This is a genomic window from Limosilactobacillus walteri (assembly GCF_014830205.1).
In the GTDB taxonomy this organism is placed as follows: domain Bacteria; phylum Bacillota; class Bacilli; order Lactobacillales; family Lactobacillaceae; genus Limosilactobacillus; species Limosilactobacillus walteri.
Genome location: NZ_QORN01000002.1, coordinates 39,834 through 58,280, shown reverse-complemented (window position 1 = coordinate 58,280; position 18,447 = coordinate 39,834). Strand labels below are relative to the sequence as shown.

Sequence of the window (18,447 nt, the reverse complement as noted above, 5' to 3'; positions counted from 1 at the left end):
TATACAAGAACTAACACTAACATGGGCGTATTAGCGGGTATTTATTACTAAAAAGAGTATAATAATGACGATGATTAACCAAGGAAGGAGGAGGTTACGATTAAAAGAGAAATACCGGTAAAGGTAAAACTATCAACAACGATCACCCAAGAAGGTCAGCAGGAACATTTTGATTTTGTTGAAGACGGTACGTTTGTTGAAATTAATGGGAAATATTATTTGCGGTACCTTGAACATCAAAATGGTCAAGAAACACCGGTTCAAGTAAAGTTTGAAGATGAGCTAGTGCGTCTTAGGAGGCGGGGAAGCGTTGAGACCAATTTATTCCTTGACCCGCATCAGGCAACAATAATGCGTTACCGGACTCAGTATGGGATTCTTAATCTTGACGTTGTGACTGAGAGCTTGGAAAAGAAAGTGGATGTTCAAAAGCCAGCAGGACAGGTGTCTGTTAAATATCAATTAAAACAGGCTGGACAAATTATTGGAAGTTATCAGTTGGAATTGCAATTTGCGTGATAATATTGTAAGATGTAATTTAGACTTTTTGAAGGGATGTGCACCAATTTGGATTTAAAGGTTTTTGACGGTCAGGATAAATCAGAACTTTCCATGATTGAGGTCGCACACGCTATTTTGGCTCACCATGGGGAAGCGATGGCGTTTGTTGACTTGACTAACGAGGTTCAACAATATCTGGGTAAGAGCGATGAGGAAATCCGTGAACGCCTTGCACAGTTCTACACTGACTTAAATGTTGATGGCAGTTTTATTTCCCTTGGTGACAACACCTGGGGTCTGCGTGCATGGTACCCATTTGAATCTATTGATGAAGCTACTGTGGGCGAAACTGAGGATGAAGATGAAGATGATCGTCCAAAGAAGAAGCGCCGTAAGGTTAATGCTTTCCTCGCAGACACCGATGATGATGATGATGTGATTGATTACGATAACGATGATCCGGAAGATGAGGATCTCGCAGATGATGACGAAACTGATACCGATGATGATTATGATGACGATACCGATGATTTCGGTGACGAAGATGATGATCTAGATGACGGTATTGAAGGTCAGTTATCCGAATTACACGACGATGAAGATGATGACGAGGACGATGAATAATTTTTAAGTTTGTGCTTGACTATTTATCATTGACCCTGTATTATCTTTCTTGGGCGCCTGTAAATGCAGGCCAATAAGTTCGTAGATAAATAAGCTCCCTGTTTCATTATTTCTTTTGAAATGGGGAGTTTTTCTATTATTTATTACACCCGCAAATATAAAAAAGGAGTAGACGACAATGACGAAATACATTTTTGTGACTGGTGGAGTTGTATCATCATTAGGAAAGGGAATCGTTGCTGCCTCTTTAGGACGATTATTAAAGAATCGGGGATTAAAGATTGCCATCCAAAAATTTGACCCTTATATTAATGTTGACCCGGGAACAATGAGTCCATACCAACATGGTGAAGTTTTTGTAACTGATGATGGTACTGAAACGGACTTAGATCTTGGTCACTATGAACGTTTTATTGATAATGACCTTAATAAGTATTCAAACGTTACCACAGGTAAGATCTACTCTGAAGTTCTGCGGAAAGAACGGCGTGGCGACTACCTCGGAGGTACGGTTCAAGTTATTCCGCATATTACTAACGCAATTAAGGATAAGATTAAGCGCGCTGGTGAAAGTACAGATGCAGATGTTGTAATTACCGAAATTGGTGGTACCGTTGGTGATATTGAATCTCAACCATTCATGGAAGCCATTCGGCAAATGAAAGAAGAAGTCGGCAGTGAAAATGTGTTGTATATCCATACAACGTTAGTTCCATATTTACGGGCTGCTGGAGAAATGAAAACCAAGCCAACGCAGCATAGTGTCCGTGAATTACGTGGTTTAGGGATTCAACCTAACATCTTAGTAGTACGAACAGAACAACCAATTACTGATGATATGCGGAAAAAGATTGCCTTATTCTGTGATGTTGACCCTAAGGCTGTTGTTGAGTCGATGGATGTCAAAACTTTATACGAGATTCCATTGAATTTACAAAAACAAGGAATGGACCAATTAGTGGTTGATCATTTTGGCTTAGATGTTCCTGAGGCTGATATGAAAGAATGGACAGAAATGGTTGACCATATTGAACATGGGTTGACCAAGACAGTTAAGATCGCGATGGTTGGTAAATATACTGACTTGCAAGATGCTTACATTTCTGTCAATGAATCGTTGCGTCATGCTGGATACCCAGTTAATGCAAAAGTAGAAATTGACCACTTTAATGCAGAAAACATTACTCCAGAAAATGTTAACGAAACATTAAAAGAATATGATGGGATTCTTGTTCCTGGTGGTTTTGGCAACCGAGGGGTAGAAGGAATGATCACGGCAATTAAGTATGCACGGGAAAATGATGTTCCTTACCTTGGTATTTGTTTAGGGATGCAGACAGCATGTATCGAATTTGCTCGTGATGTGTTAGGTTACAAGGATGCTAACTCTACCGAATTTGATCCTAACACTAAACACAATATTATTGATTTAATGGCTGATCAAGCAGACGTTGAGGATATGGGAGGAACTCAACGGTTAGGCGCATATCCATGCAAACTTAAAGAAGGCACGGTGGCCGCTGCTGCTTATGGTAATCAATCAATGATTAGCGAACGTCATCGGCACCGTTATGAATTTAACAATGACTACCGTCAAGAAATGGAAAACCATGGTTTGGTAATTTCAGGTGTAAACCCTGATCGTAATTTAGTTGAAGTGGTTGAGATTCCGGATAAGAAGTTCTTTGTTGCAGCACAATACCATCCAGAATTTAAGTCACGGCCAAATCACCCTGAAGGATTATTTGCAGCTTTTGTAAAAGCAGCTGCTGAGGACAAATAAATTTTTAAATTGTATAATAAAATTGATACAAGAGATGGGGGCATGGATGTCACTTCTCTTGTTTTTTATTAGTAAAATTGTTAAATTTTAAGTTAATTGGGCTGTTTTCGGCCCTGATATTACGATTTTTTTTAAGATTGTTCATAAAAGGTTGTAATTCGCTTGATATTTCATTATCATTACAGTTGACTGTTTTGTAACTGAAATAATCATTAACTTAGCTTAAATGAAAAACAGACTAACTAAAATTTTTAAGTGAGGAAACGCAGAAATGAAGAAAATGATCATTCAAGGAGGAAACCGTTTATCTGGCGAAGTCACGATCGGTGGTGCAAAAAATAGTACAGTTGCATTAATTCCTGCTGCTATTCTTGCAGATACCCCCGTAGAATTTGACACAGTTCCAGATATCTTGGATGTTCACAATCTGATGATTATTTTGGAGTCAATGAATGTAAAGTCCGAGTTTAGTCACGGAGTTTTAGATATTGATCCAACACAAATCGTAGAAGCTGAACTTCCAAGTAAGGCCATTAAAAGTCTTCGGGCTTCCTATTATTTTATGGGTGCATTATTAGGTCGTTTCCATCGCGCGACATTAACATTTCCGGGGGGCGACAATATCGGACCCCGACCAATTGACCAACACTTAAAAGCATTTAAAGCACTTGGAGCAACTGTTAGCGAAGAAAAAGGTACTGTTCATTTAGATGCACCGGATGGCTTGCATGGGGCACGGATCTTTTTAGATATGGTATCTGTTGGTGCAACGATTAATGCTACTTTGGCAGCTGTTCGCGCTGAAGGGACAACGATTATTGAAAACGCAGCTCGTGAACCAGAAATTATTGATTTAGCAACATTTCTAAATAATATGGGCGCAAAAATTCGTGGTGCAGGAACTGATACAATCCGTATTACGGGAGTAAAGACCTTGCAATCAATGAATACCCATACGATTATTGCTGATCGAATTGAAGCAGGAACATACCTATCGCTAGCTGCTGCTTTGGGCGATGGAATTATGATTCACAATGTTATTCCAGAGCATTTAGAGTCGTTTACCAGCAAGATGATTGAGATGGGCGTTGATTTACAAATCGACAGTGATAAGATTTATGTTCCTAAATCAGAACACTTACGACCGGTCAATGTTAAAACAATGCCGTTTCCCGGTTTTGCTACTGACTTACAGCAACCGCTAACCCCATTGATGTCACTTGCAGAAGGTGATAGCACGATTGTTGATACTATTTATCCCAAGCGGGTTAAGCATATTTCGCAACTGCAAAAAATGGGGATGAAAATCGAAGCCCACGATGGGATGATTGTTGTCCAACATACCGAACAATTGCATGGTGCGGAAGTTTCTGCTGGAGAAATTCGTGCAGGAGCTTCATTGACGATTGCTGGTTTAATGGCGCAAGGACAGACTGTTATTAATAATGCTGGAAATATTTTGCGGGGATACGATCGGATTGTATGGAAGCTCAACCGCCTTCATGCCAATGTTTCGATCGAAGATGATTCTTCGATAAAAATCAGTTAGAAGTTGCGTAGTTCTTTAAATCGTGGTATCCTGTTAAAGTTGATTATCTATGTTTCAGGCAATGATTCATGGCAAAAGGAGCGTAATAAATTATGAAACAAGGAATTCATCCAGATTATCATCCAGTAGTATTTGAAGATTCATCTACTGGTTACAAGTTTCTCTCTGGCTCAACAGCCACTTCAAGTGAAACTGTTAAGTGGGAAGACGGTAATGAATACCCATTAATTCGGGTTGAAGTTACTTCAGATTCACACCCATTCTACACTGGTAAGCAAAAGTTTACTCAAGCCGACGGTGCAGTCGACAAGTTCAACAAGAAGTACGGTCTCAAGTAGTCAAACTTCTTATTATTTGCAAAGGGGTTATAACAAAACGGGGTTTTGTTATAACCCCTTTTTCGTTACCTTAAAGAAAATCATGACTTGAGAAAGACGGGGGTTAAATTGCGCAAACAGTTAATAAATAAGGTGGTTGAGTTACATCGTTATTCGTTTATTCGAATAACACGGCAGACATTAATTATGCTTTTTCCGATTGTTTTTATCGGTACGATGGCAAAAATGCTTTTAAAAACAGTTTTTAAGCCAGATGGTTTTATTTTTAATATTGCCTTTTTGGATGTAATTCCACAGAGCGTGTTACGGATAATACAATTTATTTTAGGCAGTATTAGCCAATTAACACTAGGGGTTTTAGGAATATATACAGTTTATATGGCAGCAAAGTTTACTGCTAAGTTATACCATCGTGATGGGAAATTTGCGGGGATTACCGGAATTTTAGCACTATTATTAATGGCGTATCGTTACGGTAAAACCCCAGCAACTTATCCGCTTAATTTTTATCAACGTTTGTTAGGCGGTAATGGGCTGTTAATTGTTCTTGTTTTAGGATATGCGATTGGTCAACTTTATCGTTGGCTAACCCCGCCCAAGTATGGTAATAATACAAATTCATTCCCATCGTTACAAGAACGAGCTTTTAGTTCAATGTTACCAATATTGATTGTCACTGTTATCTCTGTAGTAATTGCGATGCTTTTAAATTCAAGTACAATTTATCATGCGTGGGCAACCAGTTATTCTTCATTAGTTAACGTTGCTCAGGATCACCGGCAATTATGGTTGACCCTATTGGCATCGATTGGACTAGAATTGATGGATTGGTTGGGATTAGGGGTCCCGTATAATTACACTACGTTAACGGCTAGTGAATCATTTACTGCCAATTTAAACTATGCCCTTGCTCACGGGACACCGTGGAATGTTCCTTATAAGTATTTAGGAAGTTCACTCTATAATTCATTTGCTAACTTTGGTGGCGATGGTTTAATTCTGGCCCTAATTGTGGCTCTGCTAATTACCTCGAATGGTACGTATATGCATCGGGTAGCGCGGTGGACAGCTTTACCGACATTATTTAATTTTAACTACGCAACAATGATCGGGTTACCAATTGTCTTTAATCCGTTATTCCTTGTCCCCTTTATCTTTTTGCCAATTTTTAATATCCTATTTGCTAGCCTTGCAATTGCAGTTCATTTAATTCCACCGACGCCCTACCCAGTATTACAGGGGACTCCTGGACCGCTGATTAGCTTTTTGGGGACTAATGGTAATTGGGGCGTATTAATTTTTTCATTAGTTTTACTTTTGATAGATATTATGGCGTATATTCCGTTTGTTAAAATGGCGCTGCAGGTTGAAAACCGGCTAAATCTACAAGAACAGGACGTGGTAAGTCATGAAGAAAATGACTAAGACAATGCTGCATAGCCGAATAGTATTAATGGCCTTAATGGCGATTTTAATTTTAATGGCAATCCCTGCTTATTTCTGGATGAAAGATACTAATAAGTATTTAGCAGCACAGCATAATTCGCGAATGTCTCCTGTAATTATGATTCCCGGTAGTTCAGCTACTCAGAATCGTTTCAATCCTTTGATTAAGAAGATTAATGAAGATAGCCCTAAGAAACATAGTGTTTTACGCCTTGAAGTTAAAAATAACGGTAAGATTGTTTCCCAAGGGTGGATTAACCGTGGTGATAATGAGCCGATTATTGTGATCGGGTTTGAAAACAATCACGATGGTTATCAAAACATCAAAAAGCAAGCAAAAATGGTTAACCAAGTGTTTGAGCGGTTAACTGATGAATATAATTTTAATAACTTTAAGGCATTCGGTCACTCTAATGGGGGGCTCGTATGGACATACTGGCTTGAACACTATTATTCAGATTATGAAGATGCTATTACGATTAAACGGTTGATGACCCTTGGAACTCCTTATAACTTCGCTGAATCCTCGGTGAGTCATCCCACACAAATGTTTTCTGATTTTGTGAAGTATCGTTATCGAATTCCTAAAAGTTTACTAGTTTATTCAGTGGCGGGAACAGAGACGTATAATTCTGATGGCTTAGTGCCAGAAGGAAGTGTCGATGCTGGTAAATATATTTATCAAAAACAAGTAGCACATTATACGAGTATGACAGTAACCGGGAAGGATGCTCAGCACTCAAACTTGCCACAGAATAAACAAATTGTGCGTTTAATTGAGGAGTATCTATTAGATCCTGCAGATAATGGCAATCCGCAAAATAAGCGCGGGTCTACTCAAAATTAGCTAAGCAAGTTATACTATGTTTAATAATAAAAAGTAAGAGGTAATAACTGTGAAGAAAAAGAAAAAACGGTCCTTTGAATGGCTGCGCTGGACAGCGGTTGTTGTTTTACTAATTGTATCGGTTGTCCTAATATTTAATCAGCAAATTAAATACTATTTAGTCGGCAGTTATAAACCAGAGATTACGCAACAAACGGTTCAACAAAATCAAAAGAAAAAAGCAACGTATGATTTTAAGAGTGTTGAAGATTTGAATCTTCAAACCGCTGCTAAAGCACGGGCAAACAAGCAGTCAATTAATACGATTGGCGCCATTACTGTACCGGCAATTAATATGACAATTCCGATCGCTAACGGGGTTGACAATACGACCCTTGCATTAGCCGCCGGAACTTTACGTCCAGATATGAAGATGGGGGAGGGCAACTATGCGTTAGCTGGTCATAACATGGCGCATGGGAGTAAGATTTTATTCTCGCCGCTGTATTACCACGCAAAGGTCGGACAGATGATCTATATAACAAATATGGACCGGGTATATGAATATAAAATCTACCAACGTGAGTTTATCGCTGCGACGCGGGTTGACGTGGTCGATAATACGCCGGAGAAGATTATTACTCTCATAACTTGTGATGCAACAGGGGCAAATCGGTTAATGATTCGTGGTAAATTTGTTAAATCAGAACCATTCAAGCAAGCTCCACAGCAGGTTCAAAAGAATTTTAGTGAAAAATATACAACTGGACGATAAAGAGGCTACGGAAAAATTCCGTCCTCTTTTTTTGATTTGCACCTAATTTTGAAACCGGTGAGAAATAATTATTTAGAAGATATTTCCCATGTAATCTTTGACGATATTCTGCTTAGATTTGGAATCGATTACAAATTCAGAAAAATACAAGGACTGGTAAAAGAACAAAAATTAAATAAAATTTTATTAGAAAATTGAGCGAGCGGATAGGAATGCCACCGTTTGCTCAATTTTTTTGTTTGCATAAATTTCTTGACACTTTTTCAGGAACCACCTAAGAAAGAGGTACATTGAAATTAAGGAGATGCAGTAATGGAAAAACGCGAACAGAAAAATGTTTTATGGTTTGATGAATTGCATCGCTCAGATGTCAATCTTGTTGGTGGAAAATCATCTTCACTAGGAGAAATGACTTCATCGATGAAAATTCCCGTTCCATACGGGTTTGCGACGACAACCCATGCTTATCATCAATTTATGAATGAAACGGGATTAAATGAACAAATTAATGCTCTGCTAGCTGAATTTACTGACTATGAAAATGCTGATGAACTTCATCAAGTTTGTAGCCGTATTCGTAAAATGATTGTTGAAGCGTCAATGCCGTTTGAAGTTGCTGCAACAATTAAACGGGCGTACGCCGAACTTTCTGAAAAGATGGGTGAGACAGAACCATTTGTAGCAATCCGTTCTAGTGCTACAGCTGAGGATTTGCCTAATGCATCGTTTGCGGGTCAGCAGGAATCATACTTGAATGTTCAAGGTGCTGACATGGTGCTAAAAAAAGTTCAGGAATGTTATGCCTCCTTATTTACCGATCGAGCAACTTATTACCGTCATAAGCAGCATTTTCCACATGAAAAAGTCGCCTTATCGGCAGCTGTCCAAATGATGGTTTTCTCGAAGGCTTCAGGAATTATGTTTTCGGTCAATGTTGCTAACGGTGATGACACGAAAATTGTTATTGATACAATTTGGGGCTTAGGTGAATACATTGTTTTAGGTAAAGTAACCCCTGACCATTTTGTAATCAACAAGGATAACTTACAGGTTCTTGAACGATCGGTTGTTCCTAAACAAGTTGAACTATTGCAGACGCCGGGTGGTGGTGTCCATGAAGAACAGGTACCAGCAGAGCGGGCAACTAGACCAGCATTAACAGAAGATCAGCTTCATGAATTGGCTGGGTATGCGAAAGAAATCGAGCGGCACTACGGTTGTTATATGGATATGGAATTTGCCCTTGATGCACGGACGAACCGTCTTTGGTTAGTACAGGCACGACCAGAAACAGTTTGGTCGAATAAAGATAACAAGCCATCCGTCAAGGAACAAGTAACAGCACCGAATAAGACAGAAACATTAGTTAAGGGTCTTCCCGCGAGTCCCGGGTTAGCTGCCGGTAAGGTTCATGTTATTGCGGATCCTAAAGACATTGATCAGTTTGCGGAAGGAGAAGTACTGGTAACTTTGATGACCTCGCCTGATTGGGTACCAGCAATGAAAAAAGCAGCCGCAATTATCACCGATAATGGTGGGATGACCTGTCACGCTGCTATTGTTTCACGTGAAATGCAGATTCCATGTATCGTTGGAACAAAGAGTTGCGGGCAGGCAGTTACGGCGGCTCTTCAAAATGGCGCCCAAGTTACAGTTGACGCTAAAAATGGGGTTGTCTACCAGGGAGATGTCCGAGAAAAATTTGCGGAGAAGAAACAGGAGGGGACACCTTGTGAAACTGTAGAATATTTTGCCCCCACGGCAACTGGCGTCATGATGAATTTGGGTGATCCTGAGCTTGCCCAAAAATATGCAAGCCTGCCAGCAGATGGAATCGGGCTGATGCGAGAAGAATTTTTATGGACAACATATATTCACGAACATCCGTTGTACCTGATTGAAACGGGTCATCCAGAAAAAGTGGTTGATATGTTGGCTGACGGGATTGCTGAGGTTGCGCGGGCAATTGCACCACGTCCAATGGTGCTACGATTCTCCGACTTCAAATCTGGTGAGTATCGCAACCTTACTGGCGGTGATAAATATGAGCCGCATGAACCTGCTGACTTACTTGGCTGGCGTGGTGCTTCCCGGTATTACGATCCAAAATATATCGAAGCGTTTAAGCTCGAATTAGCTGCGGTCAAGAAAGTTCGCGATGAATTTCAATTAAAGAATCTTAACGTCATGATTCCATTTGTCCGCACGGTAGAGGAAGCAGCGAAGGTTACGGCATTAATGAACGCGGAAGGCTTACACCGTGGGCCAGACTTCAAGGTTTATATGATGGCTGAGATTCCAAGCAATATTATTTTAGCTGACCAGTTCAATAAGTATATTGATGGATACTCGATTGGTTCAAATGATTTAGCGATGTTGATTCTTGGCTGTGACCGTAATAACGATACGGTTGCTCACCTCTTTGATGAGCGTAATCTCGCAGTCAAACGCGCGATTAGCCACTTAATTAAAGTAGCTCACCGCGATAATAAGACCGTATCAATTTGTGGGCAAGCGCCATCAGAATATCCAGAATTAGCTAACTTCTTAATCCAGCAGGGAATTGATTATATTTCAGTTAATCCAGACATGGTAAAAGAAACAAAACGGAATGTGGCACAGTTTGAACAACGAATAATCCTTGACCAGGCAACTGGCAAAGGACGGCAAACAGCTGAAGTTTACGAATGGTAGTAAGAAAGGGTTGAAAGAAATGCAAATTTTTGTTGATATTAATGCTTCTGAAAATGGTAATGGTTCACAAGAATATCCTTTTAAGATGATTCAACAGGCAGCTGATATTGCCCAGCCTGGGGATTATATCCAAATTATGCCAGGTGAATATCATGAGGCTGTTCGCCCACAGTATTCTGGAACTAGCGATAAACCAATTATTTATGCTTCAGCAAAACAAAATCAGGCAATCATTACAGGTGCCGACCGGGTGACCGGCTGGCAACCAGTTAATGACAATGTTTGGATGATTAAGCTCCCTAATACTGAGTTTGGTGATTATAATCCATACAACTTGCTTGTTAACCAAACATTTAATCATGCGGGCGAAATCTTCCTTAACAATAAAGCAATGTATGAAGTTGACCAATTGGCAGCGGTAATGGCACCAAAGGAAAACCCGCTTTCACGAGATAGTCAGTTTACTCTTTATACTTGGTATACTGAACAATCACTCGAAGAAGATGCAACGATAATTTATGCTAATTTCCAAGATAAGGATCCTAATAAGGAACATGTGGAATTAACCTTCCGTGAAACATGTTTTTATCCTGAGAAAAAGAATATTGACCACCTTATTCTTTCTGGCTTTACGATGACCAAGGCAGCTTGTCGTTGGGCCACAGCAAAATATAATAAGGGGATTATTGGGACGAACACTGGTCAAGGCTGGAAGATTGCAAAATGCGATATATCTCATGCAAAATGTTCGGGAATTTCTCTTGGCCGTGATATGGTCCCAACAGTTGATGATACTAAGACCGTTCCTCATCGGATTAAGAACAATACCATTCATGATTGTGGACAAACTGGAATTATGGGAGTAGATGGCAACCCATCGCCAATTATTGAGCATAACAGTATTTACAACATCAACACGCGCCAAAACCTTGTCAGTGATGATGTGAGTGCGATTAACCTTTCTCCAGCGATTGGCGCCAAGATTCTTCGTAACTGCATCCATGATTGTACACGAGGAGTATGGCTTGGTGGAAAGGTAGAAGATACGCAGATTTCGCGAAACGTTTTCTACAATAACAGCTTACCTAAACCGTTCAAAGTTACTGCAGAAAATCAGGATGACCTCATAGCAGGGCTAGGCGAAGATATTGAGATCAAGGATTCTGACGGCGTTACGTTAGTCGATAACAACTTCTTGCTATCAGATTGTGCTCTCAAGTTAGCAACCAAAGGAGTTTTGCTGGTTCATAACTTAATTAACGGTAGTGTAGAGTGGCTAAGTAATAATAACGTCCAAGATAACGACCTCTATTACCACCGGCTCTATCAAGAAAATGACAGCAAGATGGATCCATATAGTTCATCATGTTTCTATAATAATGTCTTTATTCGTAAGAGCCTTCGTGATGAAATGGCAAAATTAATTGCAATTGCACGGGAGCAGGCTGACCAACAGGAAAATGTTGATAACCATGTAAGCGACGACAATGAAGTGTTCGTTGCCCAGTCAAGCAAGCAACGGAATCACATTAACACTAATAAGGCTGGCAATATCTACCTGAATGACCAAGTAGAAGACGTCACCATTGACGTTGACTCTAATGAAGACGGGGTATTTATTGATAGTAATATTTGCGATTACCTTGATGAAGACACGAGCCGGGTCGTTGCCGTTGGTACGACCGCCAATACTGCAATGGACTTTGATATCGACTTTTTAGGTAACCATCGTGAAGGAGTAAGTGTTACTGCTGGTCCGTTTGATACTAAAGATGAGTATAGCCACCGGTTATTTAGGTTACTGTTTTAAGGAGGAAGGATAAGAATGCGCAAGCCGTTTATTATTGCGAACTGGAAGATGAACAAGAATGTTCATGAATCAGTAGACTTTGTTAGGGCAATTAAGGAGAAACTACCAGCAAATAAAGAAATTGGAATTGCAGCGCAGGCAGTTTCCCTCTACAACATGAAAAAAGTGGCAGGGACATCAAATTTACAAATTATTGCCCAAAATGCAGCCGCAGAACTTGAGGGACCATATACCGGTGAAATTAGTATGCGTAGCTTAGCTGATGCTGGAGTTACTTATGTCATGCTGGGACACTTAGAGCGACGGCGGCTGTTTAATGAGAGTAATACCTCGATTAACCAAAAAGTCCTTGCGGCGCTTCAAGCTGGGATTACGCCGATTATTTGTACTGATGAAGAAATGGTACAAACGGAAGTTAATGGCAAAATTCATTATGTTTTTCAGCAGTTAAAGAGTGTATTACGCGATGTTCCAGCGGACAAATTAGCACAAATTGTTATTTCGTATGAACCGAGCTGGGCGGTTGGCAGCAGCCACCAAGCTAACCCAGAAATAGCCGAAGAAGGGTGTCAGGCAATCCGGCAAAGCCTTGCTGATACTTATAACAATGATATAGCGGAGAAGATGCGCATTTTATATGGTGGCAGTGTAAATCCGCAAAATATCTATCAAATTATGAGTAAGCCAAATGTTGATGGTGCATTGATTGGCCGAGCTAGTCTTGATATCGATAGTTTTTTACAGATGATTAATTATATTGAACTTGCCAGTAAGAAAAAATTACAAGTAATTTAATTGAGGAGGAAGCAGGAATGGCTTACTTTGATAATGGGAATAAACTTTTTGATGATGCACGAAAGAACCAATACGCAATTGGGGCATATAATATTAATAACCTAGAATGGACACGAGCAATTTTGCGGGCAGCTGCTGAGACCAATACCCCGGTGTTAGTCCAAGTTTCCATGGGGGCTGCTAAATATATGGGTGGCTATAAATTTGTCAAGGATATGGTAGAAGATCAAATGGACGCGATGAATATTAAAGTTCCAGTTATTTTAAACCTTGACCACGGTGATTATGATGCGGCGATTGAATGTATAAACCTTGGCTATTCATCAGTGATGTTTGATGGACATAAGCTGCCAATGGAAGAAAATTACGCCAAAACAAAAGAGATTGTTCAGTTAGCCCATTCCCGTGGAATTGCGGTTGAAGCAGAAATTGGCAAAGTGGGCGAAAATCAAGATACGAGTAGTGGCGAATTAGCAGATGTCGAAGATGCAATGGCTTTTGCGGCAATGGGTGTTGATCGCCTTGCCTGCGGAATCGGTAATATTCATGGTATCTATCCAGCAGACTGGCAAGGGCTGAACTTTGACCGGCTACAAGAGATCGCGGATGCCATTGATATTCCATTGGTCCTGCATGGTGGTTCGGGAATTCCTAAAGATCAAGTTCAAAAGGCCATTTCGATGGGAATTGCGAAAGTCAACATCAATACTGAATTTCAGTTAGCTTTCCAAGATGCTACTCGAAAGTATATTGAAAATGAGCTTGACTTGAATAAGAATAATAAAGGGTATGATCCACGAAAACTATTATTACCCGGCACTGATGCAATTACTGATAAAATGAAAGATATGATTGAATGGTTAGGCACTCCAGCAGTAGCCTAAGATAATGGAGGTTGTGGCATGGCGATTACAGTTTACTTTGTTCGACACGGTGAGACATATTTTAACCGGTTTGCTCGTTTGCAGGGATGGTCAGATACTCCCTTGACGGAAAAGGGGATTGAAAACGCACAAAAAATAGGTGAAGTACTTGCTGATTTACGGATTGATTATCTCTTTTCAAGTGACTTAAAGCGTGCTGTGGATACGGCGCGAATTTTAATTGCAAACCATCCGACAGCAACGATGAAAGAACCGGTCCAAAAAAAGTTTTTCCGTGAAGTTTTCTATGGGTCTTTTGAGGGCCATAGTAATGAAGAAGGGGCGATTTGGGCGAGCTACCTTGGTGAAAAACGATTTCGTCGGATTGGTGAAGTAGTTGATGAGTTTGGCGTTGAAAAAGCACATGATTTGCTTAAAGCAGCTGATCCGGCTCACCTTGCAGAAGACAGCAGAGAGCTAAATACCCGTGTTGAACAAGCAATTTCTTTTCTCCGTGATTTGCCAGACAATAGTAATGTTGTTGTTGCTACCCACGGCTCGATTATTCAATATATTGCGGGGATGTATGGGGATGCGCGCCGCAAGTATGAGAATCTGCATAATGGTGCCTTGATGAAGATGGTTTTAGATAAGGAACAAACAACAGTTGCTTCGTATAATCAATTTACACTATAGAAAAAGATGAAAGGGCTGGTGAAGATTTTTTCACCAGTCCTTTCATCTTTAAGTGTTACAAAGTCTAACCGCCTTAGAAGGTATTAATCTAACTTTTGCGATATTTTGTCAAGCCATAATGGTAACGTTTCATTCAAACTATTGTAAGTGTCTTCAAAACGGTGGGTGTACCACGGGTCAGGGATTTCTTGGCCGGCCTTTTCTGGGATCACTTCATATGCTAAATGAATTTTATTACGATCCTTTGCGGGAGCAATTCGTTGAAGATTATACTTATTCATATTGTCCATGCAAATAATATAATCGGCCCAGTCAAAGTCTTGCAAAGTAATCGGCCGAGAAACTAAGCCGTCAGTTGCGAGACCGTGAGCGCGCATGGTTTTAGCTGCGCCAGGGTGAGGCCCATTGCCTTCTTCTTCATTGCTGGTTCCGGCAGAATCAACATTGATTTTATCGTTTAAGCCTGCTTCATCAACCATTTGCTTGAACATTGCTTCGGCCATCGGGGAACGGCAGATATTCCCTAGGCAAACAAATAAAACATTCATTCTATCACCTCGTTTTCTTTCTATCATACCGAAAATTATTATGTTTTGCTAAAACATTTATCGGTAATGACATAGGGCTTAAGATTTTGGTAAAATTGAGGATAAAGATTAATTAAGGAGGAACCCCAATGACCCTTATCATAATAATTGTTGTTATCGTCTTGCTAATCGCAGTATATGCAGGGCTATACAACAGTTTGATTCAACTGCGGACTCACGCTCAAGAATCATGGAGTCAGATTGATGTTCAGCTACAGCGACGAAACGACTTGATCCCTAACTTAATTTCAACGGTGAAGGGATATAGCAAGTACGAAGCTGGTACGCTAGAAAAAGTTACTAAGTTGCGGACCCAGTTAAACAGTATTCCAGATAGCGATCATGCACAAAAAATGGAAGTTTCAAATGAATTAACGGGAACGTTGCGGACGTTATTTGCTGTTGCCGAAAATTACCCTGATTTGAAGGCAAGTGCAGAATACCAAAAGTTAATGGAAGAATTAACAAATACGGAAAATAAGATTGCTTATTCTCGTCAACTTTATAATAGTACAGTAGCTGCACTTGATGCGAAGATTCAATCTTTCCCAAGCAACATTATTGCGAAAATTCATCATTTCCAACAAATGGATTACTTACAAGTACCGGAAGAAGCAAAGGCTGTGCCTAAAGTTTCGTTCGATGATTTAGGTGATTAAGCATGTTATATCAGCAAATTGCCCGTAATAAACGCAAAACTATTCTGGTGATGTTTGGCTTTTTCTTGCTCGTAGCATTAATTGGCGCGGCTGTTGGCTACCTATTCGCTCGAACTGCAGTTGGCGGGATAATTGTTGCTGCAATTATTGCCGTCATATATATGTCGGTAATAATTGGGCAGTCAACGGATGTAGTAATGCGGATGAATAATGCAACAGAAGTCCGTTCAGCTAATGATGCCCCTGAATTATGGCATATTGTTGAAGACATGGCATTAGTCGCCCGGGTTCCCATGCCCAAGGTTTATATTATCCATGATCCAAGTCCCAATGCTTTTGCAACGGGAAATGACCCGCAGCATGCGGCCGTGGCTGCCACGACTGGTTTGATGGAACGGATGAATCGTGAGGAATTAGAAGGGGTAATGGCTCATGAGATGACCCACGTTCGCAATTACGATATCCGCTTGCAGACAATTGCCCTTGCTCTAGCGTCTGCAATTGCGATGCTTGTTAACTTTGCTGGTAATTTTTGGTGGATTGGCGGTCGCAGCAGTAGTGATGACCGTGACAACCCGTCGAGTATCTTTGCGTTAATCGGTTCAATCTTATTGATATTTCTTGCACCAATCGCAGCAACGATCGCGCAGATGGCGCTGTCGCGTAATCGAGAATACTTGGCAGATGCCGGTGCTGTTGAGTTGACCCGTAACCCTCAGGGAATGATTAGCGCGCTTGAAAAATTAAAGACTGCGGTTCCTATGGAGCATGTAGACCCAAGCAGTTCAGCATTATACATTAGCGATCCGGAACTAAACGCTAAACATCATCCGTTTTCTAACCTTTTTGATACTCACCCGCCCCTAGATAAACGGATTGCACGCTTAAGAGAAATGTAATGAACACAGATTAGAAGCTAGAAAATAACCACTTTGCTGAAGAAGTTATTTTCCAGCTTTTTTATTTTTGCTTAACATTAGCGTTTTTAATCGCCTTATACTAGCGAGGGTGATATAATTAAAAAGCTAGACCAAAGTATCAAAAGAAGAGGTATCTTTTTCATGAAAATGAAATTAGCGGAAATTGCCAAGGCGATCAACGCGCAAAATGACATTGAACAATGGAAAGACGTAGAAGTGACCAGTGTGTCATTTGATAGTCGACACTTAGAGCAAGGGAGCTTATTTGTTCCATTGCAAGGTGTTCAAGATGGCCACCAATATGTACCGAGTGCTTTTACTAATGGTGCGGCAGCTAGTTTGTGGGCAAGTGACCATGAGATAACGGATCAAGCACATCCATTATTAGTTGTTAGCGACCCCCTCAAGGCATTGCAGCAATTAGGAAAATATTACCTACATAAAATCAACCCAATAGTAGTTGCAGTTACCGGAAGCAATGGCAAGACGACGACTAAGGATATGATTGCGTCGATTTTAAGCACCCAGTTTAATGTTACCAAGACATATGCTAATTTTAATAATGAGATTGGGGTTCCGGTGACCCTGCTTAATATGGAATCCAATACCGAAGTAGTAGTCGTTGAGATGGGGATGGATCGATTTGGTCAGCTTGATTTTTTGAGCAAGCTTGTTAATCCCGATATTGCAGTGATTACAATGATTGGTGAAGCTCACATTGAATTCTTTGGGACTCGTGATAAGATTGCAGACGCAAAGATGGAAATTACCAACGGCTTAAAGGAAGACGGGACGCTGGTATTTAATGGGGATGAACCGCTATTAGAAGAACGTGCAAAGAACATTACCCAGCAACAAATGCGCTTTGGTCGGCAGCTAAGCAATGATTTGTATGCGACAAGTGTCAAAGAGCAATCACGTCAGGTAGCCTTTACGGTCAATGAATGGCCAGATGAAAACTTTATGATCCCAATGGTTGGTGAATACAACGTTAATAATGCGTTGGCTGCAATTGGTGTTGGGCGTATTCTTCATATTACGCCAGCCCATATGAAAGAGGCCCTTGCTAATGTTGAATTAACTGAGAATCGGGCGGAATGGGTTGATGGCAAGAATGGTGAGCAGATTCTTAGTGATGTCTACAATTCAAACCCTACAGCTGCTAAACAAGTTCTTAAAACAATTGCGGCAATGCCGGCAAATGGGCGGCGCATTGTCGTCCTTGGTGATATGCTTGAATTAGGGGATGCAGCTCCACGGCTACACGCCAGCTTAGCAGAAGAGATCGACCCGCAAAAGATTAATAGTGTTTACCTTGTTGGTGAACAAATGAAAAATCTTAAAGATAAGTTGATCCAAGATGGTTACCCTGCAGATGATATCCATCATTATGCAAGTAGTGACTTAAAACAATTAATTGCCGATCTTACAGCGACTTTGACTGGGGATGACCTTGTCTTATTAAAGGCAAGTCATGGTATTCATCTGGAAGAAGTCCTAGCGGCATTAAAAGCAGAATAGATAATATATGTTGCCAGTCGATTGCTGATGCTTATATCCAGAATCGGCTGGTCATTTTTA

17 protein-coding genes are annotated in these 18,447 nt (G+C 40.5%); 16 read left to right on the top strand and 1 reads right to left on the bottom strand.

What is annotated here, in order from left to right; translation table 11 throughout:
- The first annotated feature begins 99 nt into the window (after window positions 1-99).
- The 13 genes from DTK66_RS00600 to DTK66_RS00540 all read left to right on the top strand — a co-directional run bounded on the left by DTK66_RS00600 (window position 100) and on the right by DTK66_RS00540 (window position 14,700).
- The gene (locus tag DTK66_RS00600) at window positions 100-519 is read left to right on the top strand and encodes a YwiB family protein (RefSeq protein WP_368356234.1); all 420 of its coding nucleotides are present in this window, start codon (window positions 100-102) and stop codon (window positions 517-519) included.
- A 48-nt stretch (window positions 520-567) separates the two neighbouring features.
- Window positions 568-1,125, top strand: a complete 558-nt coding sequence (gene rpoE / locus DTK66_RS00595; protein WP_191667437.1) for a DNA-directed RNA polymerase subunit delta — start codon at window positions 568-570, stop codon at window positions 1,123-1,125.
- A gap of 178 nt (window positions 1,126-1,303) precedes the next feature.
- Window positions 1,304-2,908: a CTP synthase gene (pyrG, locus tag DTK66_RS00590; protein ID WP_191667436.1), complete on the top strand. Its 1,605-nt coding sequence runs from the start codon at window positions 1,304-1,306 to the stop codon at window positions 2,906-2,908.
- Window positions 2,909-3,179: 271 nt separating this feature from the next.
- A complete protein-coding gene (murA, locus tag DTK66_RS00585) occupies window positions 3,180-4,457 on the top strand; it encodes a UDP-N-acetylglucosamine 1-carboxyvinyltransferase (protein WP_153929746.1) in 1,278 nt (425 codons plus the stop codon).
- A gap of 92 nt (window positions 4,458-4,549) precedes the next feature.
- Window positions 4,550-4,795, top strand: a complete 246-nt coding sequence (locus DTK66_RS00580; RefSeq protein ID WP_003665599.1) for a type B 50S ribosomal protein L31 — start codon at window positions 4,550-4,552, stop codon at window positions 4,793-4,795.
- A 132-nt stretch (window positions 4,796-4,927) separates the two neighbouring features.
- Entirely contained in the window at window positions 4,928-6,220 is a 1,293-nt protein-coding gene (locus DTK66_RS00575) for a PTS transporter subunit EIIC (protein ID WP_368356233.1), read from the top strand.
- On the top strand, window positions 6,204-7,088 hold the full coding sequence (locus DTK66_RS00570; RefSeq protein WP_153929748.1) for an alpha/beta hydrolase: 885 nt from the start codon (window positions 6,204-6,206) through the stop codon (window positions 7,086-7,088). The genes DTK66_RS00575 and DTK66_RS00570 overlap by 17 nt, the downstream gene beginning before the upstream one ends.
- 49 nt (window positions 7,089-7,137) lie before the next feature.
- Complete coding sequence (locus DTK66_RS00565; RefSeq protein ID WP_191667435.1) at window positions 7,138-7,842, top strand: class A sortase; 705 nt, start codon at window positions 7,138-7,140, stop codon at window positions 7,840-7,842.
- 312 nt (window positions 7,843-8,154) lie between these two features.
- The gene (gene ppsA / locus DTK66_RS00560) at window positions 8,155-10,536 is read left to right on the top strand and encodes a phosphoenolpyruvate synthase (protein WP_191667434.1); all 2,382 of its coding nucleotides are present in this window, start codon (window positions 8,155-8,157) and stop codon (window positions 10,534-10,536) included.
- A complete protein-coding gene (locus DTK66_RS00555) occupies window positions 10,484-12,346 on the top strand; it encodes a right-handed parallel beta-helix repeat-containing protein (RefSeq protein WP_225208936.1) in 1,863 nt (620 codons plus the stop codon). The genes ppsA and DTK66_RS00555 overlap by 53 nt, the downstream gene beginning before the upstream one ends.
- 15 nt (window positions 12,347-12,361) lie before the next feature.
- Window positions 12,362-13,141, top strand: coding sequence for a triose-phosphate isomerase (gene tpiA / locus DTK66_RS00550; protein WP_191667433.1), 780 nt, complete (start codon window positions 12,362-12,364; stop codon window positions 13,139-13,141).
- A gap of 17 nt (window positions 13,142-13,158) precedes the next feature.
- Window positions 13,159-14,025 carry a class II fructose-1,6-bisphosphate aldolase gene (fba, locus tag DTK66_RS00545; protein WP_191667432.1) on the top strand — a complete coding sequence of 289 codons (867 nt, stop codon included), beginning with the start codon at window positions 13,159-13,161 and terminating at the stop codon, window positions 14,023-14,025.
- Window positions 14,026-14,043: 18 nt separating this feature from the next.
- Complete coding sequence (locus DTK66_RS00540) at window positions 14,044-14,700, top strand: histidine phosphatase family protein (RefSeq protein WP_191667431.1); 657 nt, start codon at window positions 14,044-14,046, stop codon at window positions 14,698-14,700.
- 83 nt (window positions 14,701-14,783) lie between these two features.
- Here DTK66_RS00540 and DTK66_RS00535 read toward each other — a convergent pair whose 3' ends face one another.
- Window positions 14,784-15,248, bottom strand: coding sequence for a low molecular weight protein-tyrosine-phosphatase (locus tag DTK66_RS00535; protein WP_191667430.1), 465 nt, complete (start codon window positions 15,246-15,248; stop codon window positions 14,784-14,786).
- Between the two features lie 128 nt (window positions 15,249-15,376).
- Between DTK66_RS00535 and DTK66_RS00530 the strand changes: the two genes are divergently transcribed.
- From DTK66_RS00530 to DTK66_RS00520, 3 genes are all read left to right on the top strand, one after another.
- Window positions 15,377-15,946, top strand: coding sequence for a LemA family protein (locus tag DTK66_RS00530; protein ID WP_153929755.1), 570 nt, complete (start codon window positions 15,377-15,379; stop codon window positions 15,944-15,946).
- Window positions 15,947-15,948: 2 nt separating this feature from the next.
- Complete coding sequence (htpX, locus tag DTK66_RS00525; RefSeq protein WP_191667429.1) at window positions 15,949-16,845, top strand: zinc metalloprotease HtpX; 897 nt, start codon at window positions 15,949-15,951, stop codon at window positions 16,843-16,845.
- 162 nt (window positions 16,846-17,007) lie between these two features.
- A complete protein-coding gene (locus DTK66_RS00520; RefSeq protein ID WP_153929757.1) occupies window positions 17,008-18,387 on the top strand; it encodes a UDP-N-acetylmuramoyl-tripeptide--D-alanyl-D-alanine ligase in 1,380 nt (459 codons plus the stop codon).
- Window positions 18,388-18,447: the final 60 nt, after the last annotated feature.

What these genes read in the sequence shown, in the direction of transcription:
- DTK66_RS00580 (WP_003665599.1), top strand. Translation starts at nt 4,550, where the DNA reads ATGAAACAAGGAATTCATCCAGATTATCATCCAGTAGTATTTGAAGAT.
- DTK66_RS00535 (WP_191667430.1), bottom strand. Translation starts at nt 15,248, where the DNA reads ATGAATGTTTTATTTGTTTGCCTAGGGAATATCTGCCGTTCCCCGATG.
- fba (WP_191667432.1), top strand. Translation starts at nt 13,159, where the DNA reads ATGGCTTACTTTGATAATGGGAATAAACTTTTTGATGATGCACGAAAG.
- tpiA (WP_191667433.1), top strand. Translation starts at nt 12,362, where the DNA reads ATGCGCAAGCCGTTTATTATTGCGAACTGGAAGATGAACAAGAATGTT.
- DTK66_RS00530 (WP_153929755.1), top strand. Translation starts at nt 15,377, where the DNA reads ATGACCCTTATCATAATAATTGTTGTTATCGTCTTGCTAATCGCAGTA.
- DTK66_RS00570 (WP_153929748.1), top strand. Translation starts at nt 6,204, where the DNA reads ATGAAGAAAATGACTAAGACAATGCTGCATAGCCGAATAGTATTAATG.
- ppsA (WP_191667434.1), top strand. Translation starts at nt 8,155, where the DNA reads ATGGAAAAACGCGAACAGAAAAATGTTTTATGGTTTGATGAATTGCAT.
- htpX (WP_191667429.1), top strand. Translation starts at nt 15,949, where the DNA reads ATGTTATATCAGCAAATTGCCCGTAATAAACGCAAAACTATTCTGGTG.
- murA (WP_153929746.1), top strand. Translation starts at nt 3,180, where the DNA reads ATGAAGAAAATGATCATTCAAGGAGGAAACCGTTTATCTGGCGAAGTC.
- DTK66_RS00520 (WP_153929757.1), top strand. Translation starts at nt 17,008, where the DNA reads ATGAAAATGAAATTAGCGGAAATTGCCAAGGCGATCAACGCGCAAAAT.
- DTK66_RS00540 (WP_191667431.1), top strand. Translation starts at nt 14,044, where the DNA reads ATGGCGATTACAGTTTACTTTGTTCGACACGGTGAGACATATTTTAAC.
- pyrG (WP_191667436.1), top strand. Translation starts at nt 1,304, where the DNA reads ATGACGAAATACATTTTTGTGACTGGTGGAGTTGTATCATCATTAGGA.